Below are 16,466 nucleotides of genomic sequence, written 5' to 3'. Positions count from 1 at the left end.
GGCGGGCCAGAGCTGGCCCGCCCCAACCACCTCAACGACGAGGAGAGACCCATTGGGACAAGATCTTAGAAACTATGCGCCGGATGATGAGGCCTTTTGGTCCTCGACCGGGCGCGCCATCGCCAACAGGAACCTCTGGATATCCATTCCATCGCTGCTCTGTGGCTTTGCTGTCTGGCTGTATTGGGGGATCATCACCGTTCAGATGATCAACCTGGGCTTTGCCTTTGAAAACTCTGAACTCTTCACACTGGCAGCGATTGCCGGTCTGACCGGCGCAACGCTGCGCATCCCTTCGACCTTCTTCATCCGTATCGCGGGTGGGCGAAACACCATTTTCTTCACCACAGCGCTGCTGATGATCCCGGCGATTGGCGCAGGTCTGGCGCTGCAAAACCCAGATACACCTCTGTGGCAGTTCCAGCTTCTGGCCTTCCTCAGCGGTATTGGCGGCGGTAACTTCTCGTCTTCCATGTCCAACATCTCGTTCTTCTTCCCTAAGAAGATTCAGGGGTATGCGCTGGGCATGAACGCGGGTCTGGGCAACTTCGGTGTGACCACCATGCAGATCGTCATTCCTCTGGTGATGACATTTGGCCTCTTCGGTGGCGATCCGATGATCCTGGAAAACACTTCCGGTACTCTGATCGGTAAAATCCCTGCTGGTACACCAACTTACATCCACAATGCTGGCTTCGTCTGGTTGCTGCTTCTCATCCCACTGGCCATCGCTGGCTGGCTTGGCATGAACAACATCCGCGACGAGCACGTGAGCCCTGACATCCCAAGCCCAGTTGGTGCCTTTGGCATCATCACCTTCATGCTGCTGATCGGCTTTGTCTGCGCAGGATTTGGCCTGTGGCTGATGCTGCCCGAAAACGTGGGGGGCTCTGGCTTTGGTGTCTCCAAATGGATCGTGTTACCCATCGTGATCGCGCTGACTGTTCTGGGTCTAAAAATGATCCCCGGCCAAGTGGGTCAGAACCTGACACGTCAGTACAAGATTTTCGGCAACAAGCACACTTGGGCGATGACCGTAATCTACACAATGACCTTTGGTAGCTTTATCGGGTATTCCGCAGCTCTGGCACTGACCATCAAAGTAGTCTTCGGCTTCAGTCACCTCGAAGTGGGCGGCGTGATGACCCACGACACAGTGAACCCGAACGGCCCATCTGCCCTGATGTTTGCCTGGATGGGGCCATTCATCGGCGCGTTGATCCGCCCAATCGGTGGGTCGCTCGCTGACAAACTCGGCGGTGCCCGCGTGACCCAGTGGATCTCCATTGTGATGGTGGCATCGGCTCTGGGTGTGGCTTACTTCATCCAAGCGGCCTACAACTCCGCCACTCCGGAACAATACTTCTACCCATTCTTGGGTCTGTTCCTGATCCTCTTCGCGGCAACTGGCATCGGCAACGGGTCTACCTTCCGGACCATCGCCGTGGCCTTCAACAAAGAACAGGCTGGTCCGGTTCTGGGTTGGACAGCCGCGGTGGCCGCCTACGGTGCCTTCATCATCCCGAAAGTTTTCGGCGAGCAGATGAAAGCCGGAACCCCTGAGATTGCGCTTTACGGATTTGCCATCTTCTACGGCGTCTGCATCGTCATCAACTGGTGGTTCTACCTGCGCCCAGGCGCCTACATCAAGAACCCTTAAGCGTCCCTTCGCCTGTCCGGAGCTGCACTTCGGGCAGGCACCCTAAACCCCCTCGGGAAACACTCTGGGAGCCAATACTATGAGCCACCTGCTCGACCGATTGAACTTTTTACAATCCAAGGAAATCGATACGTTTTCCGATGGTCACGGTCAGACAACCCGTGAAAACCGCGACTGGGAAGACACCTATCGCAATCGCTGGCGTCACGACAAAGTGGTGCGCTCGACCCACGGGGTGAACTGCACCGGTTCCTGTTCCTGGAAAATCTACGTGAAATCCGGGATTGTGACCTGGGAAACTCAGCAAACGGATTACCCACGCACCCGGCCTGATCTGCCGAACCACGAACCTCGTGGCTGTGCCCGTGGTGCAAGCTACAGCTGGTACCTCTATTCTGCCAACCGTGTGAAACACCCTCTGGTCCGCGGCCGCCTGCTGAAAGCATGGCGCAAGATGCGCGAGACCATGGATGCGACCACCGCCTGGACCAAAATCCAGAATGACCCGATTTTGCGCAATCACTATGTGAAACTGCGCGGCAAGGGCGGCTTTGTGCGCGCGACTTGGGATGAAGCCCAAGAGCTGATCGCCGCCGCCAACGCTTACACTGCCAAAACCTACGGCCCGGACCGCGTGATTGGCTTCTCGCCAATTCCAGCGATGTCCATGGTGTCTTACGCAGCCGGTTCCCGCTACCTCAGCCTGCTGGGCGGCGTCTGCGGCTCCTTCTACGACTGGTACTGCGACTTGCCACCAGCAAGCCCAATGACCTGGGGTGAGCAGACCGATGTTCCTGAAAGTGCCGACTGGTACAACGCAGGCTACCTGCTTCTCTGGGGCTCCAACGTGCCGCAAACCCGGACGCCAGATGCGCACTTCTACACCGAAGCACGCTATCGCGGCACAAAGTCGGCCGTGATCTGCCCGGACTATTCCGAGGCAGCGAAATTCGGCGATGTGTGGCTCAACGCCAAACAGGGTACAGACGCCGCTTTGGCGCAAGCCTTTGGCCACGTCATTCTGCGTGAATTCCACCTCGATCAGCAGGTACCGTATTTCACGGATTACACACGCAAGTACTCTGACTTCCCGATGCTGGTGAAGCTGGAACAGAAAGGCGATCAACTGGTTGCTGGCCGCTTCCTGCGCGCTGACGATCTGGACGGAAAACTGGGTGAAGAGAACAACCCGGAATGGAAAACCGTCGCCTGGGACCGCGAAAGTGGCGGGCTGGTCGCGCCAAACGGCTCCATCGGTTACCGCTGGGGCGAAGACGGTGAGTGGAACCTCGAAAGCAAGGCACAATGTGAGCAGACCGACCTCGCGATGTCCTTCGTGCTGGAAGAAGACCACGACGATGTGCGTGGCGTCGATTTCCCATACTTCGGTGGCCAAGCCACTGAAAACTGGGTGCAATGTGGCCACCCTGACGTGATGACCCGCAATGTGCCGGTCAAGAAGATCAAGACAGCCGACGGCGAAGTTCTGGTCGCAACCGTCTTTGACCTCTTCTGCGCAAACTATGGTCTCGACCGTGGTCTGGGTGGCGATTGGGTCACAAGTGACTACTCCGTTGATATGCCGGGCACACCTGCCTGGGCAGAGAAAATCACCGGTGTCCCACAGGACAAGATCATCCAGGTGGCGCGTGAATTCGCGCAGAACGCGGCGGATACCAATGGTAAATCCATGGTCATCATCGGCGCGGCGATGAACCACTGGTACCACATGGATATGAACTACCGTGGCGTCATCAACATGCTGGTGATGTGTGGTTGTGTTGGTCAGTCCGGCGGTGGCTGGAGCCACTATGTGGGCCAGGAAAAACTGCGTCCGCAAACCGGCTGGTTGCCTCTCGCGTTTGCACTCGACTGGAACCGTCCGCCACGCCACATGAACTCAACTTCCATGTGGTATGCGCACACCGACCAGTGGCGTTATGAGCAGCTGGAAGCCGATGAAATCCTGAGCCCAACCGCACCGGAAGGTGACTGGGACATCAGCATGATCGACTACAACATTCGTGCGGAACGCATGGGCTGGTTGCCGTCTGCACCGCAGCTGAAGACCAACCCGCTTGAGGTTTCCAAAGCGGCAAAAGCGGCTGGTCTGGAAGTGCCCGAGTATGTCGCCAAGCACCTGAAGGCGGGCGATCTGGAGATGTCCTGCGAAGACCCGGATGCGCCAGAAAACTGGCCGCGTAACCTCTTTGTCTGGCGCTCAAACCTGCTGGGTTCGTCCGGCAAGGGCCACGAGTATTTCCTCAAGCACCTTCTCGGCACAGACCACGGTGTGATGGGCAAAGACCTTGGCGAAGAAGGCAAGCAGAAACCGAAAGAAGCTGTCTGGCATGACGAGGCGCCTCAGGGCAAACTCGACCTGCTGGTCACCATCGACTTCCGCATGTCCACAACGGCTGTTTACTCAGACATCGTTCTGCCGACCGCCAGCTGGTATGAGAAAGACGACCTCAACACCTCGGACATGCACCCCTTCATCCACCCGCTGCAAGCGGCGGTCGATCCGGCATACGAAAGCCGCACCGACTGGGAAATCTTCAAAGGCATCGCCAAGAAGTTCTCTGAAGTGGCGCCGGAAATCCTAGGCGTTGAAACCGACATCGTTCAGCTGCCAATCCTGCACGACACTCCGGGCGAATTGGCCCAGCCTGTCGTTCAAGACTGGAAGAAAGGCGAATGTGATCTGATCCCGGGTAAAACCGCACCGAACTACATCGCGGTCGAGCGGGATTATCCGAACCTTTACAAGAAGTTCACCGCTGTTGGGCCTCTTCTGGAGAAGCTCGGCAACGGTGGTAAAGGCATCAACGTGGATGCCGCCCATGAGGTGGAACTGCTGCGCGATCTGAACGGCGTTGTCCGTGAAGAAGGCGTCAGCAAAGGTCAGCCAAAAATCGAAACCGCGATTGATGCGGCGGAGATGCTACTGATGCTCGCGCCGGAAACCAACGGTGAAGTCGCAGTGAAGGCCTGGGACACTCTGTCCAAGGCAACAGGTCGCGACCACACCCATCTGGCGAAGCCAAAGGAAGAAGAGAAAATCCGCTTCCGGGACATTGCTGCGCAGCCTCGTAAGATCATCTCCTCCCCGACTTGGTCTGGCCTTGAAAGTGAGCATGTCTGCTACAACGCGGGTTACACCAACGTACATGAGCTGATCCCATGGCGGACGCTGACAGGTCGTCAGCAGACCTATCAGGATCACGAATGGATGCTGGCCTTTGGCGAGGGCTTTATGTCCTACCGGCCTCCGGTTGATCTGAAGACCATCAACAAGGACGTGCTGGATGACGGGGACAACCTGTTCCTCAACTTCATCACACCGCACCAGAAATGGGGCATCCACTCCACCTATTCCGACAACCTGTTGATGCTGACGCTCAACCGTGGTGGTCCGGTGGTCTGGCTGTCTGAAAATGACGCCAAATCCGTTGGTATCGTCGATAACGATTGGATCGAGCTTTATAACTCCAACGGGGCTTTGACAGCGCGGGCGGTGGTCTCACAGCGCATGAAAGATGGCACAACCTTCATGTATCACGCGCAAGAGAAGATCGTGAACACGCCGGGTTCTGAGAAGACCGGGAATAGGGGCGGTATTCACAACTCGGTCACCCGGGCGACCCTGAAACCAACCCATATGATCGGTGGCTATGCGCAGCAGAGCTACGGCTTCAACTACTACGGCACCGTCGGCGCAAACCGCGATGAATTCGTCGTGGTCCGCAAAATGAAGAAGATCGACTGGCTCGACGAAGAAGCAACCCCAACTCCGGAGGCAGCAGAATGAAAGTCCGCGCACAAATCGGCATGGTGCTGAACCTCGATAAATGTATCGGGTGCCACACATGTTCTGTCACTTGTAAGAACGTTTGGACGAACCGTGAGGGCGTGGAATACGCCTGGTTCAACAACGTGGAAACCAAACCGGGCACCGGCTATCCAACCGACTGGGAAAACCAGGCGCGATGGAACGGTGGCTGGGAGCGGACCAAATCCGGCAAGCTGCAGCCCAAACAGGGTGCGAAATGGCGGATCCTGTCCAATATCTTCGGTAACCCGGACCTGCCAGAAATCGACGACTACTATGAGCCGTTTGATTTCGACTACGACCACCTGAAGTCCGCACCTGAGATGAAGGCCTTCCCAACCGCACGCCCAAGATCAAAGATCACCGGCGAGCGGATGGAGAAGATCGAGAAAGGGCCAAACTGGGAGGAAATCCTGGGCGGTGAATTCGAGAAACGCTCGCAGGATTACAACTTCGAAGGCATTCAGAAGGAAATCTACGGCGAGTACGAAAACACCTTCATGATGTACCTGCCGCGGCTTTGTGAGCACTGCCTCAACCCGGCCTGTGCAGCCTCCTGCCCATCCGGCGCGATCTACAAACGCGAGGAAGACGGCATTGTCCTGATCGACCAGGAAAAATGTCGTGGCTGGCGGATGTGTGTCTCTGGCTGCCCTTACAAAAAGGTCTACTACAACTGGGAAAGCGGTAAGTCTGAGAAATGTACGCTCTGCTACCCTCGGATCGAAAGCGGTAACCCAACCGTCTGTTCGGAAACCTGTGTGGGTCGTATCCGGTATCTGGGCGTGATGCTCTATGATGCGGATAAGATCGCCGAAGCGGCTGGTACAGATTCAGAAATGGATCTCTATGATGCCCAACTAGGTGTCTTCCTTGATCCAAACGATCCAGAGGTCATCAAAGCGGCTGAGGCCGAAGGTGTACCTCAGGACTGGATCAAAGCCGCGCAGGAAAGCCCTGTGTGGAAGATGGCGATGGAATGGAAAGTGGCCTTCCCGCTGCACCCGGAATATCGCACTCTGCCAATGGTCTGGTACATTCCGCCACTCTCGCCGATCCAGAACGCTGCCGAAGCAGGTGCGATCAGCGCAGAAGATGGCATGCCGGATGTGAAAAACCTCCGCATTCCAGTGCGTTACCTCGCCAACATGCTGACAGCTGGTGACGAGGCCCCAGTGGCCAGCGCGCTGGAACGTATGCTCGCGATGCGCAGCTATATGCGGACCAAAACCATCGAAGGTGTGATCGACGAAGGCATCGCAGACCGCGTTGGCCTGACACCGGATCAGATCGACGACATGTACCACATCATGGCGATCGCCAACTACGAAGACCGCTTTGTCATCCCGACAACCCACTGGGAACATGTCGAAGAAGCCTACGACCTACGTGGCGGCTGCGGCTTCACCGACACCAATGGCTGCTCTGGTGGCACATCTGGCAAGTCGCTCTTTGGTGGCAAAAAGAAACCCCTGAAAATGCCTGAGGAGGTGATGTGATGGACCGGACATTCAAATCTCTTTCCGTCATCCTGAGCTATCCGACAAAGGAATTGCAGGGCGCCATTTCCGAGATTTCGGCGGTGCTGATGTCAGACCCACGTCTGACCGCAGCCAACCGCCGGGCGCTTGCACCGCTGCTGACTGAGCTTGAGCAGGACGACATCTACGACCTGCAAGAGCGCTATGTTGGTCTCTTTGATCGCTCACGCACCCTGAGCCTCAACCTCTTTGAGCATGTGCATGGCGAAAGCCGCGACCGCGGTAGCGCCATGGTGAGCCTGGTGGAAACCTATCGTGACGCGGGCTTTGACCCGGTCACGGTGGAACTGCCAGACCATCTGCCGGTTCTGCTGGAGTTCCTGTCTACGCGCCCTCTCGCGGAAGCGCAGGATACTCTGGCGGACGCAGGTCACATCCTGGAGGCCATCGAACAGCGCCTCCAGGGTCGTGACAGCACATACGCGCCGATCTTTGCATCCCTGTTGCAGCTCTCTGGTGCGAAGGTCGATCAGGAGGCGGTGGCCGAGCTTATGAAAAAGCCCGAAACCGATCCTGAAGACCTCGAGGCGCTGGATCGTGTCTGGGAGGAAAGCGAAGTGCGCTTTGGACCAGACCCGAACGCCGGATGTCCACAGGTGCGCGACATGCTAGCGAAAATGGATCAACCCGTAACCCCCGCGACAGCCGCGGAATAAGGGAGGTAGACATGCATCAGTTTCTCTTTGGAACCTATCCGTATATTGCCCTCGCGGTGATGATCATCGGCTCAATCGCACGCTATGAGCGCGATCCCTTCACGTGGAAGTCGTCGTCTTCGCAAATGCTGCGTACCAAGCAGCTGCGTATCGGATCAGGGCTTTTTCACGTGGGCGTTCTGGTGATCTTCTTTGGTCACCTCATCGGTCTGCTCACACCGATCTGGATCTTTGACGCCATTGGCATCAGCCACGGTGCAAAACAGACATTGGCCGTTGTAGCCGGTGGTATCGCAGGTGTCATGGCGCTGGTGGGCGGCTTGATGCTGTTCCATCGCCGCTGGACCGATCCACGCATCCGCCGCACTTCAAGCTTCGCAGACATCGCGATCCTGCTTCTGTTGCTGGCGCAGTTGGTGCTGGGTCTGGCAACCATCTTTGCCTCTCTGGGTCACCTGGATGGTCATGAGATGGTCAAGTTCATGTCCTGGGCGCAGGGTATCTTCACCTTTGATGCGGCAGCGGCGGATTACGTGAAAGATGTGGCACCGGTGTTCAAAGCTCACCTTGTGTTGGGTCTGACCATCTTTCTGGTCTTCCCATTCACACGCCTCGTTCACATGCTGTCAGCTCCAGTGCGCTACCTCTGGCGTCCGGGCTATCAGGTTGTGCGCTCTCGCAAACATGGAGCGGCGAAATAAGCCATGAACCAGGCATTATTCCCGCCAGTCATCGTGGATGGGGTCGAAATATCGGCCTCTTCCATCGCCGCTGAGGCGCAAAATCACGCCGCCCCCAAAGGCAAACCGGGATTGGCGTGGCGCAAGGCAGCGCGTGCATTGATCGTCCGGCATCTTTTGCTGCGTGAGGCCGAGGCGCTGGGCATTTCTGCAGAGCCGAGAGCTCTTGGAAATGGCCGCCGTGAAACCATAGAGGATGCTCAAATCGCGGCATTGCTCGACCAAACGCTAGAAGCCGAAGTGGTTTCTGATGAAGATGTGAAGGCAGAATGGGAACGAGATCCGTCGCGGTTCAAGACCCCGCCTCTTTGGGAAGCCTCTCACATTCTCTGCGAAACCGAAGGCGCGGCGAAGGCATTGATCATTGAACTCAATGAAGGTGCGCGTTTTGGTGATCTGGCAAAAGAGCACAGCCAATGTGGCTCTGCTGAAGCTGGTGGTTTTTTGGGGCAGCTTTCGCCAAATGACACGATTCCAGAGTTTGAAATCGCAATGTCAGCTCTAGAAGAAGGCGCGATCACGCAGACCCCTGTTCAAACACGCTTTGGCTTTCACATCATACGTTTGGACGCCAAAGAAGACGGTCGCCAACTCCCGTTCGAAGCCGCGCAAAATCGTGTCCGCGAGGCTTTGGAAAGGGCAGCCTGGGTTCAGGCTGCCCGCTCTTACACATCAGAGCTGATGGATAAGGCACAGATCGAAGGCATCATTTTGCCCGCTGAAGCGCCAAAGAAGGAAACAGCAATATGAAACTTGGCTATGTGATGATGGATGACCCTCGGGTGCTTGATACCACTTTGGCCTGTGTGGCGCAGGATTTGCTTGAAAAGGGGCTGCGCGTTTCCGGCGTCGTACAGATCAACACCGAACGCGAGAAAGATCATAAATGCGATATGGATGTGAAAGTCCTGCCTGAGGGACCAACCATCTGTATCTCACAGTCTTTGGGGGCCGGCTCGACCGGGTGCCGGCTTAATCCTGAAGCGCTTGAAACGGCGGTCGAACTGGTTGCGAAAGAATTAGAGACCGGATCGGATGTCTTGTTGATCAACAAATTTGGCAAGCATGAGGCTGAGGGCAGGGGCTTCCGTGAACTGATCGGGACCGCGCTCTCGCGAGAAATCCCTGTTCTGGTTGGCTTGAATGGGCTCAATAAAGCTGCTTTTCAGGAGTTTGCTGGAAATTTGGAGACGCACGTCGATGCCGGGCAGGCCTTAGAATGGGTGAACAGCTAGGTCGTAAATTTTTCGCAAGTTGATTGATGCCTAAGCAAAACGAAACCGGCTGTGCTTTCCGGAAAAGCCCAGCCGGTTTCGATCCCTCGGTCTGTTGCAACCAAATCTCTTGGCGACTTACAGCGTTATATGTCTTGCCCGTGCGCCACGCTCAATTGCCGCGGCGTGCAGACGATCAATCGCAAGTTCATAACGAATTTCTTCCAAAAGCCGCAGTTCCGGCTCAAGGATTTTACCATCCGCCGCCGCAACGTCGCAGGCCAGCGCATAGGAAGTTTCAAAAAGCTCCTCTGGTAGGTTATCCCGCACGAGACCAAAGAGCGCCGCGAGCCCGTCTTCTTGTTCAAAAAGATCAAAGACCGTTTGCGAAACCACCGTCAGCCGGTCGATATCATAATTCGCAAAGACCGGCAGATTGTTCACGGCTGACTGGATCTTGATCAGCTCTGCGGTGCGGATGTTTTCATCGGAAGCGGAGATCGCCACCATGACCGCAACGAGGCAGTCTTGTGGGGTCCATGGATGTGGGGCTTCTTGCGTCATCGTCTTGGCTTTCTATTGAGCGCATATGTTGGTCTTACGATATGGTGCGGAATGAGGTCGGGCAAGCGGGAATTCCTGACGAGCTGACCAACAATCATTGACCATGCTGCGTTTGCGAACTAGGAAACGCCGGTCGCACCTGCATGGGGCAGGGCGGCGATCTATTGGAGAAAATCATGTCTGATCTGCGCGATGCTGCGATGAGTTCAAAAGCCTGGCCCTTTGAAGAGGCGCGCCGGGTACTCAAACGCTATCAAAAGCAGCCGCCAGAAAAGGGATATGTGCTGTTTCAGACAGGTTATGGCCCGTCAGGTCTGCCGCATATTGGCACCTTCGGTGAGGTCGCGCGCACCACAATGGTGAAGCGTGCCTTTGAGGTGATCTCTGATATTCCAACCAAGCTTATTTCCTTTTCCGATGATCTGGACGGCATGCGTAAAGTGCCGGGAAATGTACCCAACGCCGCGTCTCTTGAGGAACACCTGCAGAAGCCATTGACGGCTGTGCCTGATCCATTCGGCACACATGAGAGCTTTGGCCACCACAACAACGCTAAGCTGCGCAGTTTCCTCGACACCTTTGGCTTTGAGTATGAGTTCATCTCAGCCAAAGAGTTTTATGAGTCCGGTCAGTTTGACGAGATTCTGAAACGCGCTGTTGAGAAATACGATGAGATCATGGCCGTGATGCTGAAATCTCTGCGCGAAGAACGGGCGTCCACATATTCGATCTTCCTGCCGATCCACCCTGAAACCGGTCGCGTGCTCTACGTACCTATGAAGAACGTGGATGCCGAGAATTACACCATCACTTTTGATGATGAAGAGGGCAAGGAGTGGACCATTCCTGTGACCGGCGGCAACGTGAAATTCCAATGGAAGCCTGACTTTGGCGCGCGCTGGGCAGCATTGGGCGTCGACTTTGAGATGTTTGGCAAGGACCATTCCACAAATGCGCCGATCTATGATCAGATCTGCCGCATTCTGGGTTGGCGCGCGCCGGAGCATTTCACTTTTGAATTGTTCCTCGATGAAAATGGTCAAAAGATTTCAAAGACTTCCGGAAATGGTGTCTCTATTGATGAGTGGCTGACCTATGCATCATCCGAGAGCCTAGCCTACTTCATGTATCTGAAGCCGAAGACAGCAAAGCGGATGCATTTTGACGTGATTCCGAAAGCGGTCGATGAGTATCATCAGCAGTTGCGGGCTTATGAGACGCAGGATACGAAGGCGCGTTTGAACAACCCTGTCTTCCATATCCACGGACACAATGTGCCGACCTCAGATATGGTTGTGCCGTTCTCGATGCTCTTGAACATGGCGAGCGTGTCTTCTGCTGAAGACAAAGAAACGCTTTGGGGTTTCATCCGTCGTTATGCATCTGAGGCGTCCCCTGAGAACAACCCAACGCTGGATGATGCCGTCGGTTTTGCTGTGCGCTATTATCATGACTTCGTGAAGCCTGCGAAAACCTATCGTGCGCCGACAGATCAGGAGCGTGAGGCTCTGTCTGATCTGGCAACGGCGCTGTCTTCCGAAGAGGCGGCACTGGCGGCAATTGCGGCGAAGAACGCAAAAATGGGACGTGATGACCCGCTGCCAGAAGCGGATTTCAGCGACCCGGAGTTCCTGCAGGCGATTGTCTTTGCCATCGGCAAGCTGAAAGAGTTTGAACCTCTGCGGGATTGGTTCACAGCCATCTATGAGGTGCTTCTAGGTGCGTCCCAGGGGCCTCGGTTTGGTGGCTTCATCGCACTTTACGGTGTGGAAGAGACCATCGCTTTGATCGAAAGTGCTCTGGCGGGTGAATTCACCAAGTGATCTCGACCTCCAAGCGAAAATCATCAAAGGCCCGGTGAACACCGGGCCTTTTTTTTTAGCAACAGTTTGTGCGTGGGCCGCAACCGATGCTTTGACCCGGTTTGGGAGCGAACCCTCTTGCGGCAACCGCCGGTTTGCATTGCGCACCAATGGTGAGCAAAGGCAGTGTGATGGCACCTTCCGAAACAAGCGGTTCACCGAGCGTGAAGAGCTGTAAGCCATTGTTAAAATGAGAAAACTCAACCCGAGGTTCCGCGTCATTCAGCGCTGGGATTTCCTTTAGGCTATGGCGCAGGATGCCTTTCAGTTTACCAACCATCATGTAGTCGCCGTCCTGACCATCCAAGAGCTGAATTGTGACTTCAGAAAAGCTGGCGACATTGCCGCCGCAGTCGATGCTTGTCACAGGGGCGGCTTTCAACTCCGTCAGGTGATAGCCGGAGCCAATGATCTCTTCTGAAGTTTGATACACAACAGGTAGATCGGCGGGCTGGGTTTCGAGGAATTCGAGCAGATCGGTAAGGCGCATTTAAGGGTCTTTCTGTGAGGCTTTTATTTCAATGATTCTTGAAATATATTGCATGGGAGCGAAAACATTTCAAGAGTTGTTGAAATATGAATGAGAGTGATGCCCTGAGTGCCTTTGCAGCGCTATCTAACGAAAGCCGGTTGCGGGTGGTTAAGTTTTTGGTCGAAGCAGGGCCTGATGGGCTGAGTGCCGGGGATATTGCAGCCAAGCTTGGAGCTACCCCCTCGCGGGCATCCTTCCATTTGGCGACCCTGTCTGAGGCAGGATTGGTAAGGTCGCAGAAGGAATCTCGTAGCGTGCAATACACGGTGCGCTTTGACGCAATGGGCGGGCTGGTGCGCTATCTTCTGGAGGACTGCTGCGGGGGCAATGCAACGGTGCGTGCTTGCTGCTGAATGTAGCAGGCTGGTCATATCACAAGATCACGCTAGCTGTGCCCTAGGAGGGACGGATATGCGACAGATACTTGCGGTACTTTTGATTGTGCTGGGCAGCGCGAGCTTCGCTCAGGAAGAAGACATTCAATCCACCATCACCAGCCAGATCGAAGCCTTTGGAGAGGACGATTTTGAAACCGCCTTTTCCTATGCAAGCCCATCAATTCAAATGCTTTTTGGGAATCCTCAGAGGTTTGAAATGATGGTTCGTAATGGCTATCCGATGGTCATTAATCCGTCAGAGCTGACCTACTTGCCTTTAGAGGATCGTGAAGGGCTATACCTGCAGCAAGTACAGATACGCGATCAAGATGGGGTGCTGTATCGGCTGGAGTATCAGATGCTTCAGACGAATGATGTGTGGCGCATCAATGGGGTGCGTTTTCTACCACTTGATCCGGCGGTATAAGATGATGCGGATGCAGCGCGCGCTGGTCTGACGCGCTTTTAACACCCTCTCTCTATCCCTTTGCCAAAGCGCCGGAGTACGGCGAGGTCAAAAGGGGTCAGAGATGAACAAAGTCATCACCGAGGGCGTGGTATTGATGCCACCAGCGTTCAGCGAAGGTCTGGGCAATTGGTCAAGCGGTGATGGGACGCCGGGATCGGATAGTTACAGCGGTGCTGTGAACGCGGCCTTCGTGCCAGCGGATGCAGATTTCGCAGGCTGTCTGGAACTTCAGAAGACCGAGGTGACGCAGCAGTTGCGCGCCTTTGGACAAACGCCGATTTCTCCGGGATGTTATTTGCAAGTGCGCGCGCGCGTGAAGGCCATGAGTGGCGGCCTACCTAGTGTGCGGATTGCAGCTTGGGCTGGCGGGAGCGGGGGGAGCCATGTCAGTGGCCTGCCTGAAGTTGGGCCAAGCACATTGCTGACGAGCTATGGCGAAGTTGTCGAGATCACGGCGATCATTGGATCTGGTCAACGCGGTGGCGTTGATATGGCCTGGGGCACAGAGCCGACCTATGCCCATGTGGGACTTGATCTCACCGGTGCCACCGGCGGTGTGGTGCGTATCGACGACATTATCGTGGAAGATCTGACCTCTGCCTTTCATCGGGACATGATGGCCATGGTAGATGTGCGCGATTACGGCGCAATCGGAGACGGCGCGACGGATGATACCGATGCCTTTGAGGCGGCGAATGCAGCGGCCAATGGGCGGACGGTTTTGGTCTCTGCTGGGACCTATCTTCTGAATGGCGGCATGGTTTTCACCGAACGTGTGCGCTTTGAGGGTACGGTCACGATGCCACGTGAGGCGATATTCAGCCTGACCAAGAACTTTGATCTGCCCGCCTATATCGATGCCTTTGGAAATGAGCAGCTGGCTTTCGAGAAGGCCTTTCAGTCGCTTTTTAACAGTGCAGATCATGAATCTCTGGATTGTGGGGGGCGGCGCATCACCATCACCTCTCCGATGGATATGCAGGCGTTGGTGCCCAATCGAGAAAGCTATGCGCAGCGGCGCAATATCATCAATGCGCAGTTCTATGTGTCAGGGGACAGCGAGTGGTTGTCTGACGAAGCGACCTCAGTCGGAACCTATTCTACGTCGAACCCGCGTTTTCTGACCAACGTCACAAATGTTGCGAATGTTCAGGTTGGGTCACTGGTTGAAGGCAATGGTGTGGGCCGCGAGGTCTATGTCAAAGCCAAGAATGATGCGACGCAGGAAGTGGAACTGAGCGTACCGCTTTATGACGCCGCCGGGACCCAGACCTATACATTCACACGCTTCAAATACATCATGGATTTTTCGGGTTTTAGTAAGCTGCAGCGCTTTTCCCTGTCGCATGTGGAACTGCTGTGTAACAGCCGCGCCAGTGGCATTCTGTTGCCGCCCGCCGGGGTGATTTTCCATGTGCGTGACAGCTGGATTACGCGCCCGCGGGATCGCGGGATCACAAGCCATGGGGAAGGTTGTCAGGGCATGTTGATTGACCGTTGCCAATTCCTGACTAACGAGGCCGATCAGCGCGCGCAGGACCGGACGACGATTGTGGTCAACACCAACGCCAACGATGTGAAGCTGCGCAACAACCGGGCCACGCAATTCAAGCATTTCGCGGTGCTGGGCGGGTCTAACAACCAAGTCATCGGCAATCATTGCTTCCAAGGGGACGCAGAGACTGCAGGGGTGCGCACGGCGGGGATTGTTGTGGCAAGCTCTTATTGTTCCACAACAATTTCAGGGAACTACATCGACAATTGTTTCATTGAATGGACCAATGAACATGAGCCCGAGCCTGATTTCACAACGGGTTTCTCTTTCTCTGCGCTCAGTATCGATGAGAACGTCTTCTTGACCGGAAACGTCGCGCCCTGGTTCAGCTATGTGGTGATCAAACCTTATGGGACGGGGCAATCGATCGGCGGTCTGAGTGTGACGGGGAATAAATTCCGCAGCATTGATGGATCGATTGATCGCGTGGATCGCGTGGACGAAACCTTTGCGCCACTCAACATGGCGCGCGGTAAAAATATTCGCGTGGAGGGCAATACGTTCCATCAAGTTGAAACTCCGATCTACAACCCGTTGATGGTGTCTCATGATCAGAACTCTGCCGCGAGCAGCTGGACAGTGGATACCGGCGGTGGTTTGCCCTTTGGCGGGCAGGCGCGGTCGGTCGAGTCGATTGTGACGACAGATCGTTTAAGGAATGGAGGCAACCAGACCCGTTGGGCGGTGCCATATGTGGACCTGCAGCAGGGTACGGATGGGGATCAGGTTCGGTTGAACTGGGAAGAGCCCTTGAGCGGTGAAGTGACGGTTCGGGTGTCGATGACGGCTGTTTAGGTTGGTTTCAATCAATGCGGGCTTTGGCTGTCGTGGCCAAGGTCTGCGATGAGGCCAATGTCAACGATGCTGCGAATTGTGCAAATGTCTGCTTTCATTTACTTGCTTAGAAATAATAATTGGATTTAGCGAGTGTGATATGGAGTTCAAATTTGACGATTTTTGGTGGCAGGCAGATGTTCAATTTTCTACATGGTCCGAATTCACCGAAGGCAAAACGGCCAAGCTAATTTTTGCACCTGAGGGCAGAGATGAAGCTCCTATGAGCGCAGACGATGTTGCTCTCACAACCTGGGTTAAAGAAAATCATGAAAGGCAAAAACCAATAATTCTTAACGCAGTCCTGGAAGCTTATCCTGACTTTCGACGCCAGTTTTTTGAAGATTATAATATCGATGAAAACGAGGAAGACTTGCCAAAGATCACATCGGTAAGTGGTCTAACGAAAGTAATTGCCCTCGAAGAGATTTTTGTACACCCGATTTCTAAACAAGGAGTTCCTTACGTGGGCTACCAATTTGCCTGTAGTTGGGACGAAGAACATGGTCTCGGGGTTTTGATGCACGACAAACGTGTTATCGAAGTCGGTGGGGCTGACACTGCGTTCGTGCTCTGGATCGCGAAGCGTGATCGCAACATTTGATACCCGATGGTATTGAGACTACATGC

14 protein-coding genes are annotated in these 16,466 nt (G+C 55.1%); 12 read left to right on the top strand and 2 right to left on the bottom strand.

Annotated features, from left to right (window positions below):
* The first annotated feature begins 52 nt into the window (after positions 1 to 52).
* The 7 genes from M0D42_RS10475 to M0D42_RS10445 all read left to right on the top strand — a co-directional run bounded on the left by M0D42_RS10475 (position 53) and on the right by M0D42_RS10445 (position 9,664).
* Positions 53 to 1,660 carry an MFS transporter gene (locus M0D42_RS10475; RefSeq protein ID WP_265018559.1) on the top strand — a complete coding sequence of 536 codons (1,608 nt, stop codon included), beginning with the start codon at positions 53 to 55 and terminating at the stop codon, positions 1,658 to 1,660.
* 79 nt (positions 1,661 to 1,739) lie between these two features.
* Positions 1,740 to 5,471 (top strand): nitrate reductase subunit alpha, encoded by a 3,732-nt coding sequence (locus tag M0D42_RS10470; protein WP_265018558.1) that lies wholly within the window; start codon positions 1,740 to 1,742, stop codon positions 5,469 to 5,471.
* Positions 5,468 to 6,991 carry a nitrate reductase subunit beta gene (narH, locus tag M0D42_RS10465; RefSeq protein ID WP_265018557.1) on the top strand — a complete coding sequence of 508 codons (1,524 nt, stop codon included), beginning with the start codon at positions 5,468 to 5,470 and terminating at the stop codon, positions 6,989 to 6,991. The genes M0D42_RS10470 and narH overlap by 4 nt, the downstream gene beginning before the upstream one ends.
* Entirely contained in the window at positions 6,991 to 7,689 is a 699-nt protein-coding gene (gene narJ / locus M0D42_RS10460) for a nitrate reductase molybdenum cofactor assembly chaperone (RefSeq protein ID WP_265018556.1), read from the top strand. Before narH ends, narJ begins: the two co-directional genes overlap by 1 nt.
* Before the next feature lie 11 nt (positions 7,690 to 7,700).
* Entirely contained in the window at positions 7,701 to 8,390 is a 690-nt protein-coding gene (gene narI, locus M0D42_RS10455; protein ID WP_265018555.1) for a respiratory nitrate reductase subunit gamma, read from the top strand.
* Positions 8,391 to 8,393: 3 nt separating this feature from the next.
* Positions 8,394 to 9,179 carry a peptidylprolyl isomerase gene (locus tag M0D42_RS10450; protein ID WP_265018554.1) on the top strand — a complete coding sequence of 262 codons (786 nt, stop codon included), beginning with the start codon at positions 8,394 to 8,396 and terminating at the stop codon, positions 9,177 to 9,179.
* Positions 9,176 to 9,664: a DUF2478 domain-containing protein gene (locus tag M0D42_RS10445; protein WP_265018553.1), complete on the top strand. Its 489-nt coding sequence runs from the start codon at positions 9,176 to 9,178 to the stop codon at positions 9,662 to 9,664. The genes M0D42_RS10450 and M0D42_RS10445 overlap by 4 nt, the downstream gene beginning before the upstream one ends.
* 117 nt (positions 9,665 to 9,781) lie before the next feature.
* On the opposite strand, the gene M0D42_RS10440 is transcribed toward M0D42_RS10445, so the two are convergent.
* On the bottom strand, positions 9,782 to 10,207 hold the full coding sequence (locus tag M0D42_RS10440; protein ID WP_265018552.1) for a tellurite resistance TerB family protein: 426 nt from the start codon (positions 10,205 to 10,207) through the stop codon (positions 9,782 to 9,784).
* A gap of 176 nt (positions 10,208 to 10,383) precedes the next feature.
* On the opposite strand from M0D42_RS10440, the gene M0D42_RS10435 reads away from it, so the two are divergent.
* Complete coding sequence (locus M0D42_RS10435) at positions 10,384 to 12,030, top strand: lysine--tRNA ligase (protein WP_265018551.1); 1,647 nt, start codon at positions 10,384 to 10,386, stop codon at positions 12,028 to 12,030.
* Between the two features lie 55 nt (positions 12,031 to 12,085).
* Here the strand turns inward: M0D42_RS10435 and M0D42_RS10430 are convergent, their stop codons facing one another.
* A complete protein-coding gene (locus M0D42_RS10430; protein WP_265018550.1) occupies positions 12,086 to 12,559 on the bottom strand; it encodes a DUF6428 family protein in 474 nt (157 codons plus the stop codon).
* A gap of 86 nt (positions 12,560 to 12,645) precedes the next feature.
* On the opposite strand from M0D42_RS10430, the gene M0D42_RS10425 reads away from it, so the two are divergent.
* The 4 genes from M0D42_RS10425 (at position 12,646) to M0D42_RS10410 (ending at position 16,440) form a co-directional block, all read left to right on the top strand.
* Positions 12,646 to 12,954, top strand: coding sequence for an ArsR/SmtB family transcription factor (locus M0D42_RS10425; protein WP_265018549.1), 309 nt, complete (start codon positions 12,646 to 12,648; stop codon positions 12,952 to 12,954).
* Between the two features lie 58 nt (positions 12,955 to 13,012).
* Entirely contained in the window at positions 13,013 to 13,405 is a 393-nt protein-coding gene (locus M0D42_RS10420) for a DUF4864 domain-containing protein (RefSeq protein ID WP_265018548.1), read from the top strand.
* Between the two features lie 103 nt (positions 13,406 to 13,508).
* Positions 13,509 to 15,797, top strand: a complete 2,289-nt coding sequence (locus M0D42_RS10415) for a glycoside hydrolase family 55 protein (RefSeq protein ID WP_265018547.1) — start codon at positions 13,509 to 13,511, stop codon at positions 15,795 to 15,797.
* Between the two features lie 139 nt (positions 15,798 to 15,936).
* Positions 15,937 to 16,440, top strand: a complete 504-nt coding sequence (locus tag M0D42_RS10410; RefSeq protein WP_265018546.1) for a DUF6985 domain-containing protein — start codon at positions 15,937 to 15,939, stop codon at positions 16,438 to 16,440.
* The last annotated feature ends 26 nt before the right edge of the window (positions 16,441 to 16,466 follow it).

The organism is Cognatishimia activa, from assembly GCF_026016445.1.
GTDB classification, from domain to species: domain Bacteria; phylum Pseudomonadota; class Alphaproteobacteria; order Rhodobacterales; family Rhodobacteraceae; genus Cognatishimia; species Cognatishimia activa_B.
This window is presented reverse-complemented; position numbering and strand designations above follow the sequence as displayed.

Bases quoted from the DNA above. Each gene is read 5' to 3' on its own strand.
- M0D42_RS10470 (WP_265018558.1), top strand. From the start codon at position 1,740: ATGAGCCACCTGCTCGACCGATTGAACTTTTTACAATCCAAGGAAATC.
- narH (WP_265018557.1), top strand. From the start codon at position 5,468: ATGAAAGTCCGCGCACAAATCGGCATGGTGCTGAACCTCGATAAATGT.
- narJ (WP_265018556.1), top strand. From the start codon at position 6,991: ATGGACCGGACATTCAAATCTCTTTCCGTCATCCTGAGCTATCCGACA.
- narI (WP_265018555.1), top strand. From the start codon at position 7,701: ATGCATCAGTTTCTCTTTGGAACCTATCCGTATATTGCCCTCGCGGTG.
- M0D42_RS10450 (WP_265018554.1), top strand. From the start codon at position 8,394: ATGAACCAGGCATTATTCCCGCCAGTCATCGTGGATGGGGTCGAAATA.
- M0D42_RS10445 (WP_265018553.1), top strand. From the start codon at position 9,176: ATGAAACTTGGCTATGTGATGATGGATGACCCTCGGGTGCTTGATACC.
- M0D42_RS10440 (WP_265018552.1), bottom strand. From the start codon at position 10,207: ATGACGCAAGAAGCCCCACATCCATGGACCCCACAAGACTGCCTCGTT.
- M0D42_RS10435 (WP_265018551.1), top strand. From the start codon at position 10,384: ATGTCTGATCTGCGCGATGCTGCGATGAGTTCAAAAGCCTGGCCCTTT.
- M0D42_RS10430 (WP_265018550.1), bottom strand. From the start codon at position 12,559: ATGCGCCTTACCGATCTGCTCGAATTCCTCGAAACCCAGCCCGCCGAT.
- M0D42_RS10425 (WP_265018549.1), top strand. From the start codon at position 12,646: ATGAATGAGAGTGATGCCCTGAGTGCCTTTGCAGCGCTATCTAACGAA.
- M0D42_RS10420 (WP_265018548.1), top strand. From the start codon at position 13,013: ATGCGACAGATACTTGCGGTACTTTTGATTGTGCTGGGCAGCGCGAGC.
- M0D42_RS10415 (WP_265018547.1), top strand. From the start codon at position 13,509: ATGAACAAAGTCATCACCGAGGGCGTGGTATTGATGCCACCAGCGTTC.
- M0D42_RS10410 (WP_265018546.1), top strand. From the start codon at position 15,937: ATGGAGTTCAAATTTGACGATTTTTGGTGGCAGGCAGATGTTCAATTT.